Below are 24343 nucleotides of genomic sequence, written 5' to 3' on the forward strand. Positions count from 1 at the left end.
TGCTTCCATGGTTTATTTTCACAATAAAAAAGACCAGTATCTGCAAGATACTGGTCACATTTTTTCGTTACTTTTGTTAACTATGCATTTTTACAAGGCTTTGATAAGCTTTTGCTGTTCTCACCTCAACCGTCAGTGATCCACTTCCAACAATTGCTTTTAAGATTACAGGTGCACCTGTCGTATTTTTAAATCTAAAATCCTTGCCGCCATAGGATACTGTTGCATCTCTGCCTGTTGGCACATAGCCTACGTGCAATGAGTGATGATGCTTTTCTACATAACTAACCGCAACTTGATCAATTGCATTAAACAATGTGGATGATGTTTGGCAAATGCCCCCGCCGACTCCATCGACTAATTTCCCATCATTGATTTCCGGTGCATTTTGATATCCATGTGCGGCATCACTCGGTCCTACCGTTGAATTAAAAGAGAAGAAATCATCCGTACCGATAATGGTATTATTAATGGCCTGCGCTGATAATTCAATATTTTTGGTTCTTCCTGCTACACCACCATTAAAATGGGTTGTAAAGGACGCGATCACCACTTCCCCTAAATAAGCGGCATCCTTAGGCTTATAACCACTTTCGGTAATATATAGTGGAAGCTCAACATCCCCGCCATTTACTGAAACCTGATTGATTTTTTCAGACAACTCAGCTTCATCTAGAATCGTTTGCGGTTTTCCTTTTATTACCTGCCCGTTTGCGTTTAACCGATCAAGAATCATTCTCTTGTCATAACCGGGTGTAGTTTGTGTTCCTCTCGCTAATTCCCTTGTTAATTTTGCTATTTCCGCTTTATAATTTTCAGGATTCGTTACATAACCCAATTCCTTCGTATTAAATGTTTTAATAACTTCTTTCGTGTTTGGATCAATAATATTCACGTAAACCGGCCTTGCTTCTTCCCTTTTCCTTGCTTCCTCTCTTTTCTTCTCTTCTTCTCTTTTCTTTTCTTCCTTTAATTTTTTCTCCTTAGCCATTTTCTCTTGCTGTGTTACTGCTTTGGCTGCCTTTTCCTTCGTAGTTTGTTCCGCGCACCCAGTTAACCCCAGTAAACTTACTGTTAATAATAGTAAAATACCCCTTGTTACCTTTGTCACATTTTTCCCCAACTTTTCTATTTTTTTAATAAGTGCGTATTGCCACTTTATCTTTTAGACGTTTTCCAATGGAATTTAGTTTCATATCATTCTCCTATTCTATTCCATTTTTATTTTTATTTTCCTGCTTAAGAGGATTTTTATTCTCATTTCATTTTAGAGATGAAAAATATCTCACAGTTAATTACAATTCATTCTAAATCATTATCCTTGCAAAGGATAGTAGCATGAATAAAAAAAGGGAATAGATAAATACTAAAAATTAAGTTTGTTTATTTTTTTAGGGATGCAAAAAATGGCCGTTTTTGTCTATCAGACATTTGTGGTTAAAAAAATTCAAAGAGGGAATGGAAAATTTAAAAGAGCTTAAAATATTAAGGAATGAAACTTATGATCACAGGGTGGAGATATTAACACCTATATCCAGAGATGACCATACATACGCATTGCTTTCAACCTATGAAGGTTTGGCAGAAATGGAATTTCAAAGTAGCTAAATAGGAAGTGCATGTGCAATTCCGGAAATCAGACTAGTTATGTGCACCTCAGGAGGATTAAATCCCAAGGTATACAAGGCTTCCGTAATCGCTACAATCTATTAGGCATGTTATACAAAGGGGTATGTACAAAATATGTCATCGGTGAGGATAACATGATTGGGTATTTTGTTGTATATTAAATGACTTACTCTTTGTATTTTGTTAAACTAAATTACAATAATAGTTTACTAATTTACATCTAAATCTACCTTCATAATAGGACGTGTAACATGCAAATAAAGAAAACAGTTCTTTATAAGAAAGATGAAAAATTTGCTATTAAAGCGGATTTTTATGGAGTTAACCATGAAAATGCACCAGTTGTCGTTAATATTCACGGCGGCGGTCTTGTTTGGGGAACTAGAGAAGAAATAAGTGAGGAAATGATTAAACTCTATACAAATAACGGGATTGCCTTGTTTTCTATTGACTATCGGCTGGCCCCTGGAGCAAAGCTTCCAGAGATTCTTGACGACGTGCTAGACGCACTGCTTTGGTTAGAAAAAGAAGGTCCTAGACAATTTTCCATTGATCCTAAAAGAATGGCAGTAGTAGGCAGTTCCGCAGGTGGTTTCCTCGCACTTTGTACTGGTACCTTTAAATCTAAGCCGCGTGCAATCGTCTCTTTCTATGGATATGGCGATTTACTAGGTAAATGGGCAACCACCCCAAGTAGTTTTTACTGTCAGAAGGACATTGTCCCTAAAAATGTGGCTAATTCCCTAGTGTCAAAGCAGCCCATTACAGAAGCATCTATAGAGGAGCGGTTTCTCCTTTATGTGCATGCAAGGCAGCATGGTACATGGATTGAAAAAATTACAGGACTGAAGCCAGAAGGCAATCAAGAAACAATCAGGAAATATTGTCCCATTCACAATATATCAAGTGGATATCCGCCCACCCTCCTTTTACACGGAACCAAAGATACGGATGTTCCCTATGAGCAGTCCGTTTTTATGAGGGCGGCCATTAAAAAGCAGTCAGTCGAAGCCAAGTTAATTACCATTCCAAATGGTGAGCATGTTTTTGATAAAGACTTCCATAATCCAGTTGTCCAACACGCACTCAAGCAGGTCATTGACTTCCTCCACACTCATCTTGCCGAATAGACAAAAAAGCACAGCCCTCTCATCAACAGGCTGTGCTTTTTCGATTGATTGATTTATTTGTTTAATTCGTGGAAATGCTCCCATAGATGATCGCAATCTTCCCTATCTTCTACTTTTACCATGTTAATGACAAGATCGTCTTCACCCGATAAATATTTGCGCAGGTGCACGTCAGAAAAACCATGTTCAGCAGCGTCATCTCTTGTGCTGCAGTAGTATACATCCTTGATACCAGCCCAAATCATAACAGATACACACATTGGACAAGGCTCACAAGTAGCATAGACAACACAATCCGATAAATCCATTGTACCTAATTTTTTACACGCTTCTCTTACAGCTACCATCTCAGCATGTGCAGATGGATCAGTATCTCTCAACATGGTGTTGCTTACGGCAGCAACTACTTCATCACCGCGAACGATGGTAGCACCAAATGGTCCACCTACTTTGCTTTCCATACCAACTATTGTTGCATCTGCAGCTAATTTCATATAATCCATATTAAGAGTCCTCCTTAGTTTTGCATATAAAAATTTTGGGAATAACTAAATGACCCAGTCTCTTTATTTCATTTTCAAATCAAACCCAGGAGTTGGATCAAATTATTCATATTCCTGAGTTGCTTTCATTTTACTCTGTAACAGGACCTATATTATCTTTCTTATTTATATAGAGTTTATATGCTAAAAATCCTGCAATTAGTAGATATCCCCAAACGAAAGGCATAGCAGTTGTTTGTGCAAGTCCGAGTGTGCTTGTATGAATGGCACCAACAAAAGTTAAAGTGGCTCCTAGCACTGCAGCTATTATGCCTCCTATAGGCGTGTTACGGATAGTAAATATAGCTATACAACCCCAAATAACACTCGTAATAGGAGCACCATTACCTAGAGCAACCAAGCCATCGTAGAAAAGTCCAGCATTATGCAGGGCATCTGAAGAAACTTGGTTGGCAGCTGTCCCTACCGACGTACCAGTAGCTGAAATTGCATTATTAACAGCAACAAGTGCCCAGTTAGCTACCCATGGGAAGAAACATACAAAGATTGCCGGTGCTTCAAATTTCGGACTTTCTTTGACAACTTGATGCCCTGTTACAATCGCAATAAACACAAGCATCGGAACAATAGCGGCAATTGGGACAACAGCTAGCAACAGACCCATAAGACTGAAAATCGATAATAGGAATATTGCAACAGAGCTAGCAATAGAATAGCCTAAACCTGCACCAACTTCTTTCCAACCAGCATGACCTACATATACTGTTACTGGGAATGGGTTACCACAAAGGCCACCTATTGCGGTACAAAATCCGTTTGTAAGCATAACGTCTCTAGTTTTGTATTCATCTCCACAAACAGCAGCAGCTTCAACGTTTTCCAGATTAAAAATGTAGTTCGATAATCCTAGAGGTACAGCAGTTAATAAATATGGTAAGGCAGCGCTAAAACTGTCGGCAAACCCATTTAAATGCAACATAGGAGGATTAAAGCCGAATGATTTTAGAGCTTCAGTAACATCAGCAGGATTTTGATATCCAGCGATCCAAGCAATTGCCGTTCCAACTACTATCAATAATAAGCCCGTAGGTATTTTCTTCAATATTGGATGTTTACTTAACCAGTTCATGAAGATGATTATTAATGCAACAAATGCCACTACAGGCATTTCAAAAGATTGTAGCATTGGGTTCATACCCAAGAATACAAATGCCAAACCAGCCAATGCTGCTAGCAATACAGTTCTTGGGACGATCTTTCTAATCGTTTCACCCAGGAATGCACCTAATATTAAAATGAAAGCCTCAACAAAGCCCCACATCACAGCGACTGTTGTTGTGAAAGCAGCATCCTTTGTTTGATGATATAGAGGAAGCATAATCACAAATACGATAAGAAAAATCCCAGGTGAACTAGAACCTGATGGTAGTGCGGTAACATCTTTTCTACCCGTTTTCTTAGCTAATTTATAGGCAAAATAAGCAAAAATAACGCCAGATATCAATACAGCTAATCCAAAGCCAGGAACAATTTGTTTAAAAACAAACTCTTTTGGCATACCAACTACAGCAATTAATAATGAAATCATAACCAAAAAGTCTGTCAAAACATTAACGAACAAACCGAAGGAAGCCGCAATGTCTCCTTTTTTCCATAAAGATATATTCCCCATATAAAGTTCTCCTTTAAAATGTATTATTCTGAGTAGCCTTTGCATTAATATTTATCCTACGATTGTTCTAATTTTGATTGTTCCATAAATATTTACTTCTATCTAAAGGTAGTCGTTTTCAATTATTTTAAATTGATAATATGCGTGCCTGCCCTTTCAACGATTGCATCTTTTAGACTTTCAGGATCGGTAATAATTACCCTTAAGCCATCTTTCTCCAAGAAACTCAAACTTGCTTCGACTTTAGGAAGCATGCTACCTGGAGGGAAGTGTCCTTCAGCGGCATACTGTTTCAATTCCTCAATTGTAATTTTTTCAAGAGCTTTTTGATTAGGTTTTCCAAAATTGATACACACTCTTGAAACACCAGTTGTAATAATTAACGTTTCCGCTTGAACTTGTTCTGCTAATAGGCTTGTTGCAAAATCTTTATCAATAACAGCATCGATGCCCACATATGAATGATTATTGTTCTTTACAACAGGGATTCCGCCGCCTCCAACTGCAATAACCACAAAACCAGCATTGATTAATGTTTTAATTGCGTCTTTTTCAATAATATCAATTGGTTTAGGCGATGGTACCACCCTCCTGTAGCCACGGCCCGAATCTTCAATGAAAATCCAATCTCGATGTTCCTTCTTCATCTCTTCTGCTTGCTCTAGTGTAAAAAAGGATCCCACAGGTTTTGTTGGATTTTTGAAGTTTGGATCATCAATACTTACTTCTACTTGTGTAATTATAGTAGCTACCTTCTTGTTGATCCCTCTTCTTGCAAATTCATTTGTTAAGGCCTGTTGAATTTGATAGCCAATACCGCCTTGCGTATCTGCACCACAATTGACTAGTGGAACTGCCGGCATACCAGCGACTTCATTCGCAATTTCCGACCGTCTTAGTCCAAAACCTACTTGTGGGCCATTGCCGTGGGTGACTACTACATTGAAACCTTCTGCAACCATATCGGCAATATTTACTGCTGTTTCGCACACCGCTTCATATTGGTCCTGAACCGTATCACGTCCATTATCGCGGACTAATGAGTTTCCTCCAATTGCTACTATTACTAATTTTTCCATCAATTTTTCCCCTTGCTTTCGTTTGCTTGTTTCACTAGCAATTCAAGAGATTGTTCCTTATGCAAATGATATAATGGATTAGTCGGGTCATTTGCAATCGCATTCTCAATCGCTTCAATTGCTTCCTGATGTTTACCTAGAGACCTAAGGCTGTTTGCCTTATGGAAAGAAAAATCGTAGCGGTTTGGCTTTAGCGCAAGCAATTTGTCCATTTCAATAACGGCTTCCTCGTGTCTGCCCAGCTCTCTTAAGTAATTGGATTTATGATAACGATAAAAAGTTTCAGTCGTGTTTAATGCACAAGCTTTATCATATTCTGAAAGCGCTTCCTCGGATTTCCTCATTGCTCTTAAACAATTGGCCGTATAGAAATAGAAGTCTAAATCCATTGGATCAAGGGCTAATGCTTTGGTGTACTCCCCAAGTGCTTCCTCATATCTCTTTAACTCTTGTAGAAAAAAGCCTTTGTAGTAAATCAAATCAAGGTTTTGACCATCGTGTTCAAGGCCCTTTTCAACTTCTAAGATGGCTTCCTCATAATATCCGATTCTTGCAAGTTTTTTTGCCTTTTTAATAGATTCATTATTTTCTTCATATTTCTTATTCAAGATGGCAGTAATCTTTTCGTGGCCCATTTCATTGGCATGCTGTAAGGCCGACTTCCCGTCTCTATCAGGGAGAAACACATCTGCACCTGCGTCAATAAGTTCTTGAATAATATCAGAATATAACCGGCCGCCATTACCTAAAATCACGGACTCTAGCAGTGCTGACCATCCTAAATTGTTCACGTGATTTACCGGAACTCCGGCATCCAAGCAGACTTGGACCGTTTTCAAATAGCCTTTCTCACTCGAAGGCAGCAGTGCCGTACCTCCAAAACGGTTCACGCTGTTTAAATCTGCACCGAACTGGAGCATTAAACTTAAAATTTCATGAAAGCCGTTGGCACCGGAACAAATAAATGGAGTTAGCTGGGTTATATCTCTTGAATTTACGTCACTGCCTGCTTCAAGTAACAATTTAACGACCGCAATTTGATTTTTTTGTGTCGCTGCCATTAACGCTGTTTGACCGGCAGCATCTTTAAATGTAACGTCTGCACCTTCACCTAAAAGTTGATTTGCAGCAGCTAAATCCCCCTGCTCACTTGCTTCTATAAGTTTGCTATTTAAGGAATGATTATCCAACGCCATTCTCTCCTTTGTTGTGATGATCCTAACATGAAGTTTTTTATTAAAGATTAAAATCGGCTCTGGTCCTAAAATGACTAGGACCAGAATCTATTACTTAATGTTTTCACTTAAAGCAAGTAGTGCCTTTTCAAACGATTCAACCGGTGGATGGGTAATTCCCGCCCCAATCATGCCAATTCCAGCTTCTTTATGGGCTATTGCCGTATTAATAATTGGCATTATTCCAGTTTGAATGACCTTCCGAACATCGATTCCTGTTGGAATACCCATGAAATTAAGCAATGGGATAGTTACGTTTGGATTTTCAGTTGTTGTAATTTCTTTCATTTTAGTAGAGTAGCCAATTGCGTCTTCTATCGTACCACCTACAAGTGCGACAATCGCAGGAGCCGTAGCCATGGCAAATCCACCGATACCATACGTTTCCGTAATGGCACTATCCCCGATGTCCAATCCTGAATCTTCAGGTTTGTATCCAGCAAACATTGGGCCAATCACCTTTTGTGCCGGACCGGTAAACCATGTGTTACCAGCAAGCCCGCTGACACGAATACCGAACTCTGTACCATTACGTGCCATTGTCGTTACGATCGTACTGTTTTCAATGCCATGTGCTGCATCAAGAGCACATTTTGCAAGTGCCATCCAGGTTGGACCGGAGAAATAGTCGCTGCTGGCGACAAATTCAAATACTTCGCGTTTTTGATCAATCGTGAAATCTGTTTGTAAAATATAAGGTGTTAACGCCTGAATTAATAGCGTCGTACCTGCAACGTTACGGTTATGGCACTCATCACCCATATGAAGCGCTTGTGCAAGCATTAAACGCAGGTCAATACCATTTGGATTTAACTTCATTGCAGCGCTTAAAATTGGTCCGAATACATCACGCATCCAATTTAGGCGGTCAATAACACTTTGATCGTTTGCACCCATCCGAAGGATTTTTGAAAGCTGTTCACTTAAGTTAGTAAAGGCAATATTTCCATAGGTTTTATTCTCGACGATGTGCATGTACATCGAAGCAGAAGTCACACCTGCCATCGAGCCGACACAATTGTGCTCATGACATGGAGAGAAGGTAATTTCACCAGAAGCAGCAAGCTTTTCAGCTTCCTCTAAGTCCTTTGCCAGGTTTTCAAATACAATCGCCCCAGTAATAGCACCTCTCATTGGGCCATTCATTTTGTCCCAAGTAATTGGCGGACCGGCATGAAGAATCGTTGTTTTGGTCATTCCTGGAACACAATCTATCGCTTTTTCAAAACCAATTAGTACCGGTTTTGAGTTAATAATTCTTTCAACTGCTTCTTTATTTGCTGCTTCAATTTTTTTCATAACGGCTGAATCTTCAAGTATATCAAGTGCAGCAATTAGCTCAGGGTTGCCTCTTCCTGGTGGTGTCCACTCAAGGTGAGTAACCTCTGCATTTTGTGCTAATAGATCATCTTTAAATGATTCTATTCCTACGTTAATTACATTTAATTTTTGATTGAAAAGGTCATTAATTTTACTCATGGCTTATTCTCCCTTCACGACAAATTCTCTTGCCAAAAGACCGGCATTCTGACTGCTGCTAGCATGAGTTACACCTGCTGCAAGTAACTTCTCTACCTGTTCTTCAAGGCTTTGTGGATCTAACTCTGTTCCTAGTACATAGCCGATGATTTCGAGGTGTCTGCCTTCATCTTCTGCATTTTGCTTTGCCTCCATAATGACAGGAAGTATGGCTCCAACCGGATCCTCGTGGGCACCATAACCCAACACAAAGTCCATTACGATTACCCCAACAGATGGATCCTTTGCTTCTTCAATAAACCTTGCCATTCTCGTGGATGGATCAATCATTGGATGCGGTTTGCCTTGCGTGAACTCATCATCACCAAAATCAATAAATGTATGTTCTTGGCTTACATTTTTATCGTTTAAGCGATAATTAGGGTCTCTCTGGATATTGCTGTATACATTGTCGAACTTCTCCATTGCAGCATGCATAGCTTCGTCACAAAGAGTACCACCGCTGAATAGTCCGCGGATATATTTTTGTTCAGGTGTTAACTTGGTACGAACCTCTTCAATAAGTGGAATGTTTAACGCACGTTTGTTAATTTTGCTCTCATCAGCACCAGCTAATAGGACCGCTTTAAGTGCTGCTTCTTTTGACATTTTCGCAAAGTGCCCGCCTGCTTGTTTAACCTTCTCCTCGTTACCGCCAACGAACCAAACAACCACTGGTTTTGTGCATTGCTTTATTATTGCCAATACCTTCTCTTCCACACTTGGTGCAGGTGGCTTGGAAATAAGAACAATTACTTTCGTTGCTTCGTCCTCTTCAAGAGCTTTGATTCCATCAAGCATCATGATTCCGCCAACTTCTTCTTTTAGATCTCTACCACCGGTACCAATCATTTGAGAGATACCGCCGCCAAATTCATGAATACGGACACTTACTTCCTGACTTCCAGTTCCTGAAGCACCGACAATCCCAATGCTTCCTTTTCTTACAGCATTTGCAAAGCACAAAGCAACATTGCCAATAATGGCTGTTCCGCAATCTGGCCCCATCATTAATAATCCCTTTTCATGCGCTAGTTTCTTTAATTCAATTTCGTCCTCGATGCTGACATTGTCACTAAACATCATGACATGGAGATTATTTTCAAGAGCTTTTCTAGCTTCTCTAGGTGCATATGCTCCGTTAACTGCAATCACAGCCAAGTTAGCATCAGGAATACTCTCTGCTGCGGAAGAAATAGTTGAATATTTAACTTTGCTTTTACTTGTGGATGTATTCTTCTTAGTAAACAATTCATCTATCATGATGAATGCGTTTTCACAGAGCTCTTCTGTAGCCGCATTAACCACAATAACTAAGTCACTTGATTTTGCCTCTTCTACAACTGATGTCAATAAACCAACATTTTTCATTACTTCTTTATTCATTTCAGTTGCCATTGCGATGATTGCCTGTTCAACACCTTCAATTTGGTTCGCTTTTGTTGACAGTGACATTAATGATACTGAATCGAAATAGGTATTTGGTTTTACTATCGCTTGTACAGTCATAATTGACCTCCTATTTTAAGATTGGCTTCCAACCCACAGACAAGTCCTAAGGCTATGTCTGTTCCAGATGAAGAACCGATATTTAGTACTTTATTTAAAGAGGGATTTAAGTCGCGTTCCTCCCCATAAAAGACGGAATTGACTAGTTGAATAATAGATTCTCTCACTTTGCCAACGGATGCTTTCTTTAAAGCCATATAGCTAATTTCATTTGTTAGGGTTTTCGCTTTTTCCACAACTTCCGTGCAAAAGGATTGATGGGAATATAACGGACTCTCCCTTACATTCATCATCGTAAATAATCCAACTAAAAAGTCATCCCCCGAAGGAGTAAGTCCAGGACCAAGACCTATTAATGAAACAGCATGATGCAATCCATTGGCCATTCGAATCTTTAACAATTCGTGTAATAGCAGCCTAGTTCGTTCCTCCAGCATTTTAGACATTTCTGTTCCATAGAGACTTTGGGCCGCTATATTCTTTTTCATTCCTCCTGCTTTACCATGGAAATCGATGTATTCCTTCATTCGCATCAAATTTTTCTTTGCCTTTTCGGCATTGGTTGGGAATTCCGGTAATATACTTTCCCACAATTTAGTCCGATCAATAGGTATAGTTAGTTTATTTGAAATGAGTAGTTCCGTATTTTTCACAACTACCGGATCATTTAAATCGATATTCAATTCCTCGAGACTGTCAGAATGAATCACTAGCGTATTTGGCCCATTATCAATTTGTCTGCTCGCAATCGTATATAACTCTCCATCTTCTACACAATGAATATTAATTGTCCTTTTAAAAGTGCTATGAACATAACCTACTAAACTCGAATTATTAATCATTTCGATTACCTCAAGATCACCAGATAGCGCCTTCCTCAATTGAGATACATCATTGAACTGGAACGTCTGTTCATGCAGCCCCTTTCAAATTAATTTTTTGTAAGCTTCAGGTTGCGGGTAAAATAATTCTCAACACCGCGAATTTTGTTGACAACTAATGAACCTTACATGATTATTTTAGATAGAATGCATAAAAACATCATCGTTTACGCGAACCAAAAAAGAACGATGTCATTTGTGCATGTTGTACAATTAAATGTGATGAAATTACGACAAAAAGGAGAGGTAAAAGTTGCTAACAGTTAAGGAATTATTTGATATAAAAGCTATTGATGGATTAAAGATTGTTGCAGGGGAAAAGGGCATTGACAATGAAATATCCATTGTCAATATCATTGAAAATCCTGAGGCATTCGACTGGCTTTCACCTAATGAACTCCTGCTATCCACTGGTTACATATTTAAAGGCAATGAGGATTTGCAAATTAGAATCATTAACGAACTCTCAGCGATAAATTGTGCAGGGCTTGTGGTTAAAATGAAACGATACTTTGATAAGCTGCCGAAGAAAATGATTGACCATGCAAACAAAATGGGGCTGCCGCTGCTGGAGTTACCCTTCGAATATACCCTTTCAAGAGTCATTTCGATTATTAATGAGAAGGCATCCGGAAGGTATGATTTATTAAATCGAAAAACGTTAGATATGCATAATTTATTTTTCCGGATTACCCTAGAAGGCGGCGGAATAGAAAGAATTTCCTCCATGCTGTCCGGTTCCATTAATAATCCAATTATATTTGTAGACAAGGATTGGAAGCTGCTTCACTATAATGAGCATGTGAATAATAAGGTACCGTTGGCATATTGCTTTAATTTGGTGAAAAATAGACCAGTTTTCAATCAGGACTTTATAGATTCAATCCCTAATAACATAAGCGAAATGAAAAAGAGTATATTACGAACTTATAACTTAGAAGGTATGGAAATCAAATGCCGCATCCTTCCTGTCGCAGTAGCCAGTAATATTTATGGATATATTATTGTTTGGCAGTCAGTCCATGAATTAACGGAGTTTGACTTTATCATTTTAGAGCAGGCATCGACCATTATGGCATTGGAACGAATAAAGACAAAGGAAATCGAGGAGGTTAAATTAAAAATCAGGCAGGATTTCTTTGATGATTTGCTTACCGGAAAAATCACCTCCAGTGAAACCATTCAGACTCTTAGTGAAATGCATGGGCTAAATGCTAATTACACTTATTACTGTATCGTCATTAATATAGAATCAAAGGAACCTGACAATTATGATGATTTGGTGGCTAGGAAGGTTCAGTTGGAGAACAAATCCAAAAGATGTGTGGAATTGGTTTATAATCATTCAAATTTCGCAAATGGCGAGGTCACTTGCTTTTACCGGAACAATCGCATCATTATTATGATTGGGCAAAATGACAATAAGCCTCTTTTATCCGTACATGAGGTCAAACAATACGCAAATAAAATTTACAATGAACAGGCAAAAGAAATAAAAAACTCTACCTTTTTAGTTGGAATTGGCCGGCAATATGAAACCATTAATTCCCTTCACAAAAGTTTTTCTGAAGCAAATGAATCAATTCGGCTTATGCAAAGATTTAATTCCTTAGGCGGAGTATCTCATTTTGAGGACCATTCCATCTACCACTTCCTGGATAGTAATATCAAGGACATGGAATTAGAAGACTTTTTCATGAAACGGCTTGGAAAAATCTATGGGCATGACCAACTTCATGGGACAAGTTATATTATTACCTTAGAGAACTACTTTCTAAATAATCTTAATATCAGCGAAACAGCAAAGGGGATGTTTTTACACAGAAATACCCTAATATATAGAATTGAGAAAATCAAGGAAATCTTAAATACTGATTTAAAAAACTCAGAGGAATTGCTGCAAATCCAATTAGCATTAAAGATTTTTAGACTCTTAAATAAAAACCTTCATATTAATTCTTAAATAAAATGGTCCCATTTTCTAAGTTGAAACGGGACCTTTTTTTTGTTAGCTTTTAAACTTTTCTTAAATTTCCCCGGCTACCATTTTACCTTTAAAAATAACAGCCTCCCGCCTAGGGGTTCTTGCGACCGCTTCAGCCGAACAGGATGCATCCAGAAGAACCAGGCTTGCGTCATCGCCTTCTAGCGGCCAGGCGATTTCACCATCCTTTGTTAACGGCGTTGGCCCGCCTGTCGCAAATTTTAACGACTCTGCCAATGAACGTTCATCACTTTTCCGATACAGTTCCCCGTAACGTGTAACCTTTTCTAATACATCCCCTGTCCCATATGGTCCCCAAGAGTCATAGAATCCGTCGCATCCTAAATAAACCTTTACTCCTTTTCGGTCTAGTAAATCGATTGGTGGAAGAGTTTTGGTTATTGGTATTGTCGACATAATCGACATCCCCAGTTCACTTAATTTATTGGCGAGAACCTCCTGCTGTGGTACTGGAACTTCACCTAAGCTAAAGGCATGACTAACAGCAACACGATTGTGCCATTTCGCTTCTTCGACCATTTCTGCTAGTTTTTCTACCGTATAAAATCCTACTTGACCGCTATCATGCAGATGAATATCTACATCCGAATTAAATTCGGCTGCTAAATTCATCACTTCAAAAAGAGACCTTTCGATATTGTGATCGATTCCAGCTGGGTCCAGTCCTCCTACAATTTGAGCCCCCGATCTCATTGCTTCTTTCATAAGCGGAAGAACATTTTCTTTTAATAAACCGTGCTGCGGGAAAGCGACAATTTCATAGGTTAACTTATCAGAATAGGCCTCAAGTGCTCCTTTAACACCTTCTAAATTTCTCAAACCAATATAGGGATCGATATTAACATGGGTGCGAATATGAGTGGAACCTTGAGAAAGGAGCAGCTCTATCATGGCACTGGCCCTCTGTTTCGTAGTTGGAGCCAACTCTGCAAGTTCCATTGCTTCTAAATGTAACCGCTCTGCTAAATTTTTTGCCGGGATTGGTGCCTTCCAATCAAGGGAAAGATAGGTTTTGTCTAAATGATTGTGCATTTCTTTAAACGTTGGAACGGCTAAAAATCCCCTTCCATCAACCTTTTTTTCACCTTCTAGCAACCCAAAGCTATTACTCTTCTTCTCAACAATTATGCCATCCTGGATTTTCAAATGGAAAAGCTCTGTTTTCGTTTCATAAACCCCTTTTTCGTCCTGAGTATATCCCGTTTCTAATCTTACATTGGTTAACCAATATGAAGTGGACATTTTAATCCTCCTTTAGAAAGTTTAAACTCTCACTGTATCTGTTTGTTCTTGTTTGTTTTCAACTTTTTTTCCTTTAAAGAATAATGATTCCACTGAAGCTCTCCTTGCGACTGCTTCAGCCGAACAGGTAGCATTGACAAGCATCATCGTTGCCTCATCGCCAACCTTTGGCCACACTCGGTCTCCTTTTTCATTAAGAGGAGTAACACCACCTGTACCGTATTTTAAGACCGTTGACAGAGAATATTCGTCAGACAATCGGAAGCGTTCCGCAAGTGTTCCCAGCTTTTGAATCGTATTTCCAGTTCCGAATGGCGACCAGTGATCTGTTAGGCTGTCATGTCCAACAGATACGGAAATACCTGACTGATCAAGCATGGGGATTGGGATGGTTGCTCGATTGACTGGAACAGTGGTGGTAACATCAATTTTCTGCTCTTTTAAAATAGCCGCCATTTCGCTAAGTGCATCACCCTGAAGATCACCTAATGCCATCCCATGGCTGATAGTTGCCCTGCCCTTCAGGCCTGCTTCCTTTGTATAATGAGCCATTCTTTCAAATGTAAAGGCCCCTAATGTATTGGGATCATGCAAATGAATGTCCACACCTTTATTATTTTCGACGGCAATTTCAAAAATCGTGTGTAAGGATTTTTCAATATTTCGATCGACTGTTGCAGGGTCGACGCCGCCCACCAAGGTTGCGCCATTCTTCATTGCATCACGAATCAGTTGAACAGAGTCACTTCTAAGCAATCCGTGCTGAGGGAAGGCAACTATTTCATATGTAAGAACATCCTCATATTTTTTCAAGGCGTTCACAGTTGCCTCAAGGTTTTTTAAGCCTATAACAGGATCAACATTGCAATGGGTGCGAATATGGGTATGGCCATTTTTCAAATATAACTCAATTATTTTCTCCGCACGTTCTTGAGCGGTCGGTAAAAGCTTTGGAAGTAGTTCCTTTTCTTCTTCTAATCTTGTAAAAATTCCTTTTGTGAGCGGAGTACAGGCTTTCCATGGCCCACCGTAGTAGGTTTTATCGATATGAATATGCATATCTCTTAGCGAAGGAAGTAACAGCAATTGCTTTGCATCAAATTGATTCTCATCGCCTGTCGGCATCACTTGTGTGATCTCTGCTACATTTCCTCCTTCAATTTTTAGGTGGCAAATTTCTGTTTTGGTAGCGGCAATTCGATCATTTTCATAACTGAAGCCTTTTTCTAAGCGAACATTTGTCAGCCAAAAAGTTGTCATTAATATTCCCTCCTAGGTAATAGAACTGGGAAAAGTACTCTTTTGCAAAAGTACTTTTCCGATTTTTATATGTTTAACACTATTTAATAACAACATCATCAATCATTAGGTAGTTCGCGGCATTTAACCAAAAACCACTAACATTCTTACTATAGGCCGCTAAATGCTCATAGTTACGGATTGGAATATAAACTGCATCGTCTATTTCTTTTTGCATTACTTCTTCATAAAGTTTTAAACGGTTCTTTTCATCAGTTTCCTTACGTGCGTCTTCAATCATTTTGTCTACTTCTGGGTTACTATAGTAGAAATGATTTCCTGGAGGACCCTGTGAATCGGAATGGAATAAGTTGTATTGGTTGTAATCTCCATCACCAGTGGCATTTCCCCAACCGCCGATTGCCATATCATGCTCGCCTTTTTCAATCATATCAATATAAGCACCATACTCCATTACCTGGATTTTCACATTCACACCAATCCCTTTTAACTGGGATTGAATAACCTCTGCCATATTAATACGTTCTTTTCGATCACTTGTTAATAATGTCAGTTCAATTCCTTTTTCAAAGCCGGCTTCTTTTAACAATTTCTTTGCTTCGTTTAAATCATAATCATATGGCTTCACTTTATCGCTATAACCAAACACCTTCGGGCTCATTGCCACATTAGCAAGGGTTCCTACATTATTATAGACGCCCTTAATAATCGCTTCTCTTTCAATGGCATGGCTGATAGCCTTACGAACTCGTACATCATCAAATGGTTTCTTCTTTGTGTTGAAACCAACATATTCAACTGCTAATCCCTCTGTACGATATAGACCCATTGTATTTGAGGCTTCGATCCGCTCAATCTCAGTAACTGGCACTTGATCATTTATTTGTGCTTCACCTGTTTCAATCATTGCTAGACGTGTTGCATCTTCTGGAACGACTTTAAATACTACCCGATCAATGTTCGGCTTTTTACCCCAGTATTTATCATTTTTCTTTAATGAAATTTCTTGGCCGGTTTTCCAGGATTCAAATACAAACGGGCCTGTACCAACTGGGTGCTGTGATAAACCATCAGGGTTCTCAGCTAATGCCTTCGGGCTGATGATGCTTCCTTCATTACTAGCCAAAATAGATAAAAGTGGTGCATACGGGTATGCAAGTAATAATTGCACGGTATACTCATCCACAACTTTTACTTCCGTAATCATTGAGAACTTTTCACGTTGCGGTGATGCTGTTTTTGGATCTAATAAACGGTCAAAAGTGGTTTTTACTGCCTCAGCATTAAATGGTGCGCCATCATGGAAAGTAACACCTTCTTTTAATTTGAATTCCCAAGTAGTATCGTTAACAACTTTCCATTCTTTTGCTAAAAGTGGCTGAATTTTAAAATCTTTATCCGGCTCAACTAGTCCCTCATATACCTTTTGATACACAATATTTGCCGAAGGAATATCTGTGATAAAATGCGGATCTAGCTTTGTAGCATCAGATAGTCGGACGACCGTTAACGTGCCGCCAGTCTTTGCTCCTTCTTTTTTGCCTGCTGTTTCATTTGAATTAGTTGATTTTGTCGAACATGCTTGAACAAATACCAGCATGAGTCCTATTAAAATAAATAGAATACCATTTTTTATCGGCCTTCTTTTTCTCTCCATTTTCTTTCTCCCCTTTTTGTTTTTTTGATGTTTCTTTATCTGCGATGTATAACGTTTCTCACCTGCCCTTATTAGTTGCATATCTGCATTATAGAAGATGATAAGCTTGAATATTTACAGAATTTTTACTACTATTTAAACTATTTTGACAAACAATTTAAAAAATATTTACTTTCCACTGAATTTTGATAATTTGTACATTAACAACAAAAAAATGAAAGTTTGAAAGGAGGACCACCGCAGCGAGAACCTACACCATACTTTCTACTAATAAAATAAGGAGGATTTCACATGTCACTAGAAGCTAAAACAGAACAGCAAATTGTTATTAAACAATCCATATCCCACCCAAAAGAATCGAAACTAAAAGATTTCCTTTCTATTTTAATGTTAAATAAAGCAGCGATGGTCGGGGGAATCATCATTCTTTTCTATATTTTTATTGCACTATTCGCACCGCTGCTTGCTCCCTTCGATCCATATGAAATCAAATTGGAAAATAAATTGCTGCCGCCATCCGCTGATCATTGGATGGGGACTGACGACAAAGGGAGGGATATTTTGAGCAGAATCCTCTACGGCTCAAGGCTTTCAATGGGTGTCGGCTTTGCGGCAGTATCCTTTGGCTCTTTTTTCGGAATTATTTTTGGACTAGTTGCCGGTTATTACGGAAAATGGGTTGACTCCATCATTATGAGGGCGATGGATGTAATGCTTGCTTTCCCTGGAATTTTGCTGGCACTTGCAATCATTAGTGCTCTCGGTCCAGGCCTCATGAATGTTACGATTGCCGTTGGTGCTTTCTCTGTGCCATTATTCGCTCGTATAGTCCGCGGTTCTACATTAGAAGTTAAGCGTCTTGAATATATTGATGCCATTCGATCACTAGGTGCAAATGATATGACCATCATTTTTAAACATATTTTCCCTAACATTCTTTCACCCATCATTGTCCAGGGTACTTTGCGTCTAGCTACAGCTATTCTTTCAGCAGCAGGTTTATCATTCCTTGGCCTTGGTGCCCAGCCCCCTTCTCCTGAATGGGGAACAATGTTAAGTAATGGTCGGGATTTCTTATTCTCAGCACCCTATATTGCCTTATTTCCAGGCTTGGCAATCTCCATTCTGGTTTTAGGTTTTAATATTTTTGGTGATGGATTACGAGATGCGTTTGATCCACGAATGAAGAAATAGATTAAGAGGAGGCTGACAAACGATGTTGATGTTTATTTTTCGCCGTTTAATACAAACAATCCCGGTTGTTATTGGGGTAACATTTGTTGTTTTCTTTATTATGCAGCTGGTCCCAGGAGATCCTGCTGTTTTGCTTGCAGGCGAAGGAGCTTCAAAAGAAACAATTGCAGGAATTCGTGAGCAATTGGGATTAAACAGACCGTTATTCGTTCAATACTTTGATTACCTAATTAATATATTCCAAGGTGATTTTGGCCTTTCCCTAAAGAACAGTCAGCCAGTGCTGGATGAAATTCTTGTCAGACTGCCTATTACGATGGAGCTTGCATTCTTTAGTATCATCATTACCATCGTTTTAGGAATGGCAGCTGGAATTATTTCAGCCATTAAACCTTATTCCCTTACCGATACAAGTGTAATGCTAGTTGCCTTATTTGGAATTTCCCTTCCAAGTTTTTGGTTTGGATTAATGCTTATGTATTTCTTCTCCGTAAAACTGCAAATTCTTCCTGTTGCTGGCTGGGATAGCATTCTTCATGTTATACTTCCTGCGCTTACATTAGGGGCAGGTGGTGCGGCGATTGTTGCAAGGATGACAAGATCAAGTATGCTCGAGGTTATCCGCCAGGATTATATACGTACAGCCCGTGCAAAAGGTCTTCGTGAACGAGTGATTGTTTACAAGCATGCATTGAGAAATGCATTAATTCCGGTCATAACTGTAGTTGGTTTACAATTTGGCGCCCTTCTTGGGGGAACCGTTTTGGTTGAATCTATTTTTGCGATTAACGGCCTAGGCAGAATGATTGTTGATGCCATACGGATGCGGGATTTACCAATGGTCCAAGGCGGCGTATTATTTGCTTCGATGATCTTTGTGATTGTAAACTTATTCGTTGATGTTTTCTATCGATTCTTTAATAAACGGATTGAACTAAACTAGAGGGTGGTGAATGAAAATGACAGAAAATAATAAACCCATTTTAGAAGTAAAAGGATTAAAGACACATTTCTTTACAAAACGCGGGGTGAGTAAAGCTGTCGATGGTATTGATTTCACACTGCAAAAAGGTGAGACGCTTGGTATTGTCGGTGAATCCGGCTGTGGAAAAAGTATGACTTCCCTTTCCATCCTGCGTTTAATCCCCTCCCCTCCCGGAAAAATTGCAGGAGGACAGGTTCTATATAAGGGAAAAGATTTAGTTACGATGTCGGAGGACGAAATGCGAAAAATTCGCGGCAATGAAATTTCAATGATTTTTCAGGAGCCGATGACATCCTTAAATCCAGTTATTCCTGTTGGGGAACAAATCGCTGAAGCCTTAAGGCTCCATCAAAAAATGGGAAGAAAAGCTGCCTGGGACAGGGCAGTTGAAATGCTAAAACTAGTTGGTATTCCTTCTCCAGAAAAACGAGCAAAACAAGAGCCATTCCAATTAAGCGGCGGAATGCGCCAGCGTGTAATGATTGCAATGGCTCTTGCCTGTAAGCCGGAGGTCCTGATTGCCGATGAACCGACAACGGCCTTGGATGTTACAATTCAAGCTCAAATACTTGCGCTAATTAAAGATTTGCAAACCAAACTTGGTATGGGAGTAATCATGATTACGCACGACTTGGGGGTTGTCGCTGAAACCTGTGATAATGTTGCTGTGATGTATGCAGGTAATATTATCGAATATGCCTCTACAGAACAAATTTTCAGTAACCCAAAACACCCATACACACAAGGGTTACTAGATTCATTACCGAAAATTTATGAAGATCAAGAGGAATTACGGACAATTGAAGGAAGTGTCCCAAGTCCCTACAATATGCCATCTGGATGCCGCTTTGCCTCAAGATGTCCTTTTCAACAACCGATTTGCTACCAGCAGCAGCCTGAACTAATGGAACAGAATGACGGGGTTAAGGTTCGCTGCTGGATGTATACAGACCAATGGACGGGCCAGGTCGAAAAACAGGAGGCTGTAAAATAATGGAGGCTACTAAGGAAAAAAAAGTACTATTAAAAGTGGAACATTTGAAACAATATTTCCCTGTGAAAACAGACTCTTTTTTCAAACCAAAAGCTTTTGTAAAAGCGGTTGATGACATTTCCTTTCAGCTCTTTGAAGGTGAAACGTTGAGTATCGTCGGTGAATCAGGCTGTGGTAAATCGACAACCGGACGGGCTATTTTAAGACTTGACGAACCAACCGATGGGAAAGTGTATTACTCCGGGCAAGATATCTTACATTTCAATAAAAAAGAAATGAGGAAGCTTAGAGGAGAGCTACAAGTCATTTTTCAGGACCCATTTGCCTCACTTAACCCAAGGCAGACGGTAAAGCAAATCTTGAACGAAGCAATGGCTATTCAGGAAGTAGTGGCCAAACCAAAAAGAATGGATAGAATGCTTGAATTACTGGACTATGTCGGATTACCGCCAGAAGCACTTGACCGCTATCCACATGAGTTCAGCGGGGGCCAGCGTCAGCGTATTGGCATTGCCAGGGCACTTGCGGTTAATCCAAAATTAATCATTTGTGATGAGGCGGTTTCCGCTTTGGATGTTTCGATTCAGGCTCAAATCCTAAATTTATTAAAGAAGCTGCAAAGACAATTCGGCCTCACCTTCCTGTTTATATCCCATGATTTGAGTGTCGTAAGGCATATTTCGGACCGGGTTATGGTTATGTATTTAGGTAAGGTTGTTGAAATTGCGGACAAAAAGGATTTATTCGATTCACCGCTGCATCCTTATACGAAGGCATTGTTATCATCGATTCCCGTACCAAATCCAGCTATACAGCGTGAGCGCGTCATCCTAAAGGGAGATGTCCCCTCCCCTATTGACCCTCCGAGTGGATGCCGCTTCCATACCCGCTGTCCTTTTGCGACAGAGAAATGTAAGCTTGAGGAACCTGCTTTACGAGAATTAGGTACCAACCATTTTGTCAGCTGCCATTTCGCAGAAAAATTAGCACAATAAAACTAAATTGTGTAAAATATTATATTAAAAAAGGGAGCAGATAAAGGCCTCCCTTTTTCCTCATCTAAAGGAGATTTCTGGGATGCTTACAATTGAAGCTTTCTCCATGTATATTATGATTTGTGCCTTAGCCCCGCTGCTGGGTGCATTTACACTGCTTTTCTTGTTTATTTTCGAAAAACGAATCGATCTTCTAGAGAAACAAACACGGGAAATCGCTTTAGAAAAGGAACTGCAAACGGCTTATTACAATCAATTAAACCAGGAAATACAACCGCATTTCTTTTTTAATACATTAAATTCAATCTTAAGTTTAGCTAGGCTTGACCGAAAAAAAGAATTGATTCGCTCAATCGAAACACTCTCCAAACTGCTTAAATTTAAGTATCAAACAAATAATAGTTTTATTACAGTTGAAGAGGAATTGTCCTATGTAAATTATTATTTAGAAATTCAAAAAATAAGATTTCGCGACCGCCTTCAATATGAAATTTCAACAGATTCTAAAGTAAATCAGGCGGTCATCATCCCTTTTTTAATTCAAACTCTAGTTGAAAATGCTTTTAAACACTCGTTTGAAAAATATATCGGCGATGCTTTTTTAAAAATAACGATTGTTAAAAAATATAAGGAAGTTTATATAGCTGTTTGGAACAGCGCCTTTATCGACCAAGAAAAACTTCCTCACGAGAGTGGACTTGGTTTAGAGAATATAGTAAAAAGACTCGAACTTCTTTTCCCTAATGAAAACACTTCTGTTACACTAGTGGACTCGGAGGACGGGACCACAGTTTCCGCTATTTTTCCGTTTGTTAATAAGTCAGAGTTTTAGGAAGGTGCATGATCGATGAATATCCTGCTAGTAGACGATGAGCAGCTTGAATTAGAGCAGCTTGAATATTTAATTCAAAAAAAGTTCCCAACATGGAAGGTTTTCAAGGCACAGGATGCATCCCAAGCGCTGCAAATTGTCAAGCAGTATGAAATCTTTCTTGCATTTCTTGATATTCAACTTCCTGGTAAATCGGGATTAGAATTAGCGATGGAGCTTACCCGCTCCTATAAAATAGACATCATAATGGTCACTGCCTTTCAAAATTTCGAATACGCCCAAACCTCGATTAGACTTGGAGTCGTCGATTATATTACAAAGCCGGTCATAGAGGAAGAGTTGATGACAGTATTAGGAAAATACGAGAGAATTGGCCGATATTCAGAGACGATTATGAAAGCTTTACAAATTATTCAACAAGAATTCAGTGAAAAATTAACGTTGAATTATCTTGCTTCAAAGATCCATATAAATCCAGCCTATTTCAGTCGGAAATTCCAGGAAGAGGTCGGGATGGGTTTTTCTGAATACTTAAATGATTATCGGTTGAAAGCAGCTCAAAAAATGCTTATCGACTACCCTGATTTAAGCATTAATTCTATCTCAGAAAGATGCGGCTTTAACAGCCAGCATTATTTTAGCCAAATCTTTCGAAAAGTAACTGGCCTATCACCAAGGGACTATCGTTTAAAGGAGTCTTATCGTTGAATAGAAAAAGTTATCAATATTATGTAAGTGGTACTTTTAAACTTGGAGTTGGCTTTGGAATTGTTAGCTTATTAGCCCGCTGGGTAACGGGAAATACCATTCTATCTTCACCAGAAACATTGATAAAATATGGACTTGCCGGTGGAATAGGCTACGCACTTATGGGGGCTCTAGCCCTTATTCTTTTTGGCTTTTTAGCCAAAATAATTCGTGAAAAATATCCTGACCAGCATACAATTGGGGATGTCTTACGGCAAAAACTAACTCCTAGCGGGTATTGGTATATGATAACGATTCTGCTGCTGACCAGCTTTGATTCTTTATTTGTGCAAGCAATGGGAGCAGGAATTCTTATCCACATGATTTTCCCCATACCTGTATTCTTTGGTATGTTAGTGTTTACTTTATTTTGCTTTTTTATCGGTGGAATTGGTGGTATGCAGCGACTGCATCAATTGGCAGGTGTTAATGTCACCTTAATCTTTGCTGCTGTTATCATTATTCCCGTCTACTTTTTTATTCAGGAGGGAGTATACCCTGTTTATGACGGAATTAAGCTTTACCATCCCTATTTATTATTTATAAAAAATACCGATGCTATTTGGTTTATTTTCACTGCAATCCTAATCTTTTTAGGTCAAATCATGATTGACCGCGCCACATGGCAGAGAGTATTTATTATCGAAAAGGAAAAAGTCCGTAGAACTTTTACCTTAACAGGTGGTATTTGGGCGACCATCCCCCTTGCCATCACTGCTTTATTGATGATTATTATGTTCGGAAGAAGCTACCAAAATATTTATTCTTTAATATTTGAGCTGGTCGACAAAATTCAATCCACAATGCTTATTATCGTATTTGTTCTATTTTGTTTTAGTGCGATTTCGTCAGCGATTAATGCTGAATTGCACGCTACGACAACCCTGTTTGTGAGAAATGTTATGGAGGTTATTCGTGCCTTAACCGAGCAAGAAAAATGGAAGTACACCTATATTTTTTCTGGAGTAATTTGCACTTGTTTACTCGTAATCGTAAGTATTTTTACTCCGCATCCACTGCAATTATTATTTTTTTTCGGGAATATATACGCTTCGATGATTGGCCCGATGCTCTATATCATTCTAAGCAAGTACACCCTCCCTTCTCTCATTCCCTTTGCATCCTTGATTGGCACAGTGGGGGGGTATTTATTTTTGCCAGTGACAGATAACTTAAGAGTAATTTGGATAAGCTTTGCTATTTCAACCTTTATTTGCTTAAGTTTCTTCCTCTATAAATCAATAACCAAACAGTCTAAAGAAAGGATGAGGTAAAT

Annotated in this window: 20 protein-coding genes; 9 read left to right on the forward strand and 11 right to left on the reverse strand. The window is 39.1% G+C overall.

Going from position 1 to position 24343, the window contains the following annotated elements:
- Positions 1 to 76: 76 nt before the first annotated feature.
- A complete protein-coding gene (locus BSO02S_RS07935) occupies positions 77 to 1111 on the reverse strand; it encodes a VanW family protein (protein WP_235846886.1) in 1035 nt (344 codons plus the stop codon).
- A gap of 769 nt (positions 1112 to 1880) precedes the next feature.
- Here BSO02S_RS07935 and BSO02S_RS07940 point away from each other — a divergent pair.
- Complete coding sequence (locus tag BSO02S_RS07940) at positions 1881 to 2759, forward strand: alpha/beta hydrolase (RefSeq protein WP_235846887.1); 879 nt, start codon at positions 1881 to 1883, stop codon at positions 2757 to 2759.
- A 53-nt stretch (positions 2760 to 2812) separates the two neighbouring features.
- Here the strand turns inward: BSO02S_RS07940 and BSO02S_RS07945 are convergent, their stop codons facing one another.
- The 7 genes from BSO02S_RS07945 to BSO02S_RS07975 all read right to left on the reverse strand — a co-directional run bounded on the left by BSO02S_RS07945 (position 2813) and on the right by BSO02S_RS07975 (position 11156).
- Complete coding sequence (locus BSO02S_RS07945) at positions 2813 to 3262, reverse strand: nucleoside deaminase (protein WP_066065029.1); 450 nt, start codon at positions 3260 to 3262, stop codon at positions 2813 to 2815.
- A 130-nt stretch (positions 3263 to 3392) separates the two neighbouring features.
- Positions 3393 to 4934, reverse strand: a complete 1542-nt coding sequence (locus BSO02S_RS07950; RefSeq protein ID WP_066065030.1) for a xanthine permease — start codon at positions 4932 to 4934, stop codon at positions 3393 to 3395.
- A 122-nt stretch (positions 4935 to 5056) separates the two neighbouring features.
- Positions 5057 to 6013, reverse strand: coding sequence for a carbamate kinase (arcC, locus tag BSO02S_RS07955; RefSeq protein WP_066065031.1), 957 nt, complete (start codon positions 6011 to 6013; stop codon positions 5057 to 5059).
- Entirely contained in the window at positions 6013 to 7203 is a 1191-nt protein-coding gene (locus BSO02S_RS07960) for an ankyrin repeat domain-containing protein (RefSeq protein WP_235846888.1), read from the reverse strand. Before BSO02S_RS07960 ends, arcC begins: the two co-directional genes overlap by 1 nt.
- 96 nt (positions 7204 to 7299) lie before the next feature.
- Positions 7300 to 8727: a YlbE family protein gene (locus BSO02S_RS07965; RefSeq protein ID WP_066065037.1), complete on the reverse strand. Its 1428-nt coding sequence runs from the start codon at positions 8725 to 8727 to the stop codon at positions 7300 to 7302.
- Between the two features lie 3 nt (positions 8728 to 8730).
- The gene (gene fdrA / locus BSO02S_RS07970; protein ID WP_066065039.1) at positions 8731 to 10275 is read right to left on the reverse strand and encodes an acyl-CoA synthetase FdrA; all 1545 of its coding nucleotides are present in this window, start codon (positions 10273 to 10275) and stop codon (positions 8731 to 8733) included.
- Positions 10272 to 11156, reverse strand: a complete 885-nt coding sequence (locus BSO02S_RS07975; RefSeq protein ID WP_084374941.1) for an oxamate carbamoyltransferase subunit AllH family protein — start codon at positions 11154 to 11156, stop codon at positions 10272 to 10274. Before BSO02S_RS07975 ends, fdrA begins: the two co-directional genes overlap by 4 nt.
- Before the next feature lie 253 nt (positions 11157 to 11409).
- Here BSO02S_RS07975 and BSO02S_RS07980 point away from each other — a divergent pair, with 253 nt between their 5' ends.
- Positions 11410 to 13119, forward strand: coding sequence for a PucR family transcriptional regulator (locus tag BSO02S_RS07980; RefSeq protein ID WP_066065045.1), 1710 nt, complete (start codon positions 11410 to 11412; stop codon positions 13117 to 13119).
- A 63-nt stretch (positions 13120 to 13182) separates the two neighbouring features.
- Here BSO02S_RS07980 and BSO02S_RS07985 read toward each other — a convergent pair whose 3' ends face one another.
- The 3 genes from BSO02S_RS07985 to BSO02S_RS07995 all read right to left on the reverse strand — a co-directional run bounded on the left by BSO02S_RS07985 (position 13183) and on the right by BSO02S_RS07995 (position 17320).
- On the reverse strand, positions 13183 to 14403 hold the full coding sequence (locus BSO02S_RS07985; protein WP_066065048.1) for an amidohydrolase: 1221 nt from the start codon (positions 14401 to 14403) through the stop codon (positions 13183 to 13185).
- Between the two features lie 21 nt (positions 14404 to 14424).
- Positions 14425 to 15663, reverse strand: a complete 1239-nt coding sequence (locus BSO02S_RS07990; protein ID WP_066065051.1) for an amidohydrolase family protein — start codon at positions 15661 to 15663, stop codon at positions 14425 to 14427.
- 79 nt (positions 15664 to 15742) lie between these two features.
- The gene (locus BSO02S_RS07995) at positions 15743 to 17320 is read right to left on the reverse strand and encodes a glutathione ABC transporter substrate-binding protein (RefSeq protein ID WP_066065054.1); all 1578 of its coding nucleotides are present in this window, start codon (positions 17318 to 17320) and stop codon (positions 15743 to 15745) included.
- A gap of 291 nt (positions 17321 to 17611) precedes the next feature.
- On the opposite strand from BSO02S_RS07995, the gene BSO02S_RS08000 reads away from it, so the two are divergent.
- From BSO02S_RS08000 to BSO02S_RS08030, 7 genes are all read left to right on the forward strand, one after another.
- Positions 17612 to 18514: an ABC transporter permease gene (locus tag BSO02S_RS08000; RefSeq protein ID WP_066065057.1), complete on the forward strand. Its 903-nt coding sequence runs from the start codon at positions 17612 to 17614 to the stop codon at positions 18512 to 18514.
- A 22-nt stretch (positions 18515 to 18536) separates the two neighbouring features.
- Positions 18537 to 19457 (forward strand): nickel ABC transporter permease, encoded by a 921-nt coding sequence (nikB, locus tag BSO02S_RS08005; protein ID WP_066065060.1) that lies wholly within the window; start codon positions 18537 to 18539, stop codon positions 19455 to 19457.
- 16 nt (positions 19458 to 19473) lie between these two features.
- Positions 19474 to 20493: an ABC transporter ATP-binding protein gene (locus BSO02S_RS08010; RefSeq protein WP_066065253.1), complete on the forward strand. Its 1020-nt coding sequence runs from the start codon at positions 19474 to 19476 to the stop codon at positions 20491 to 20493.
- Positions 20493 to 21488 carry an ABC transporter ATP-binding protein gene (locus BSO02S_RS08015; RefSeq protein WP_066065063.1) on the forward strand — a complete coding sequence of 332 codons (996 nt, stop codon included), beginning with the start codon at positions 20493 to 20495 and terminating at the stop codon, positions 21486 to 21488. The genes BSO02S_RS08010 and BSO02S_RS08015 overlap by 1 nt, the downstream gene beginning before the upstream one ends.
- An 82-nt stretch (positions 21489 to 21570) precedes the next feature.
- Entirely contained in the window at positions 21571 to 22320 is a 750-nt protein-coding gene (locus tag BSO02S_RS08020) for a sensor histidine kinase (protein WP_066065066.1), read from the forward strand.
- 15 nt (positions 22321 to 22335) lie between these two features.
- The gene (locus tag BSO02S_RS08025) at positions 22336 to 23028 is read left to right on the forward strand and encodes a response regulator transcription factor (protein ID WP_066065068.1); all 693 of its coding nucleotides are present in this window, start codon (positions 22336 to 22338) and stop codon (positions 23026 to 23028) included.
- Positions 23025 to 24341, forward strand: a complete 1317-nt coding sequence (locus BSO02S_RS08030) for an SLC5/6 family protein (protein WP_066065071.1) — start codon at positions 23025 to 23027, stop codon at positions 24339 to 24341. Before BSO02S_RS08025 ends, BSO02S_RS08030 begins: the two co-directional genes overlap by 4 nt.
- The last annotated feature ends 2 nt before the right edge of the window (positions 24342 to 24343 follow it).

The sequence above is a fragment of the Neobacillus soli NBRC 102451 genome, assembly GCF_001591665.1.
Lineage (GTDB): Bacteria > Bacillota > Bacilli > Bacillales > Cytobacillaceae > Neobacillus > Neobacillus soli.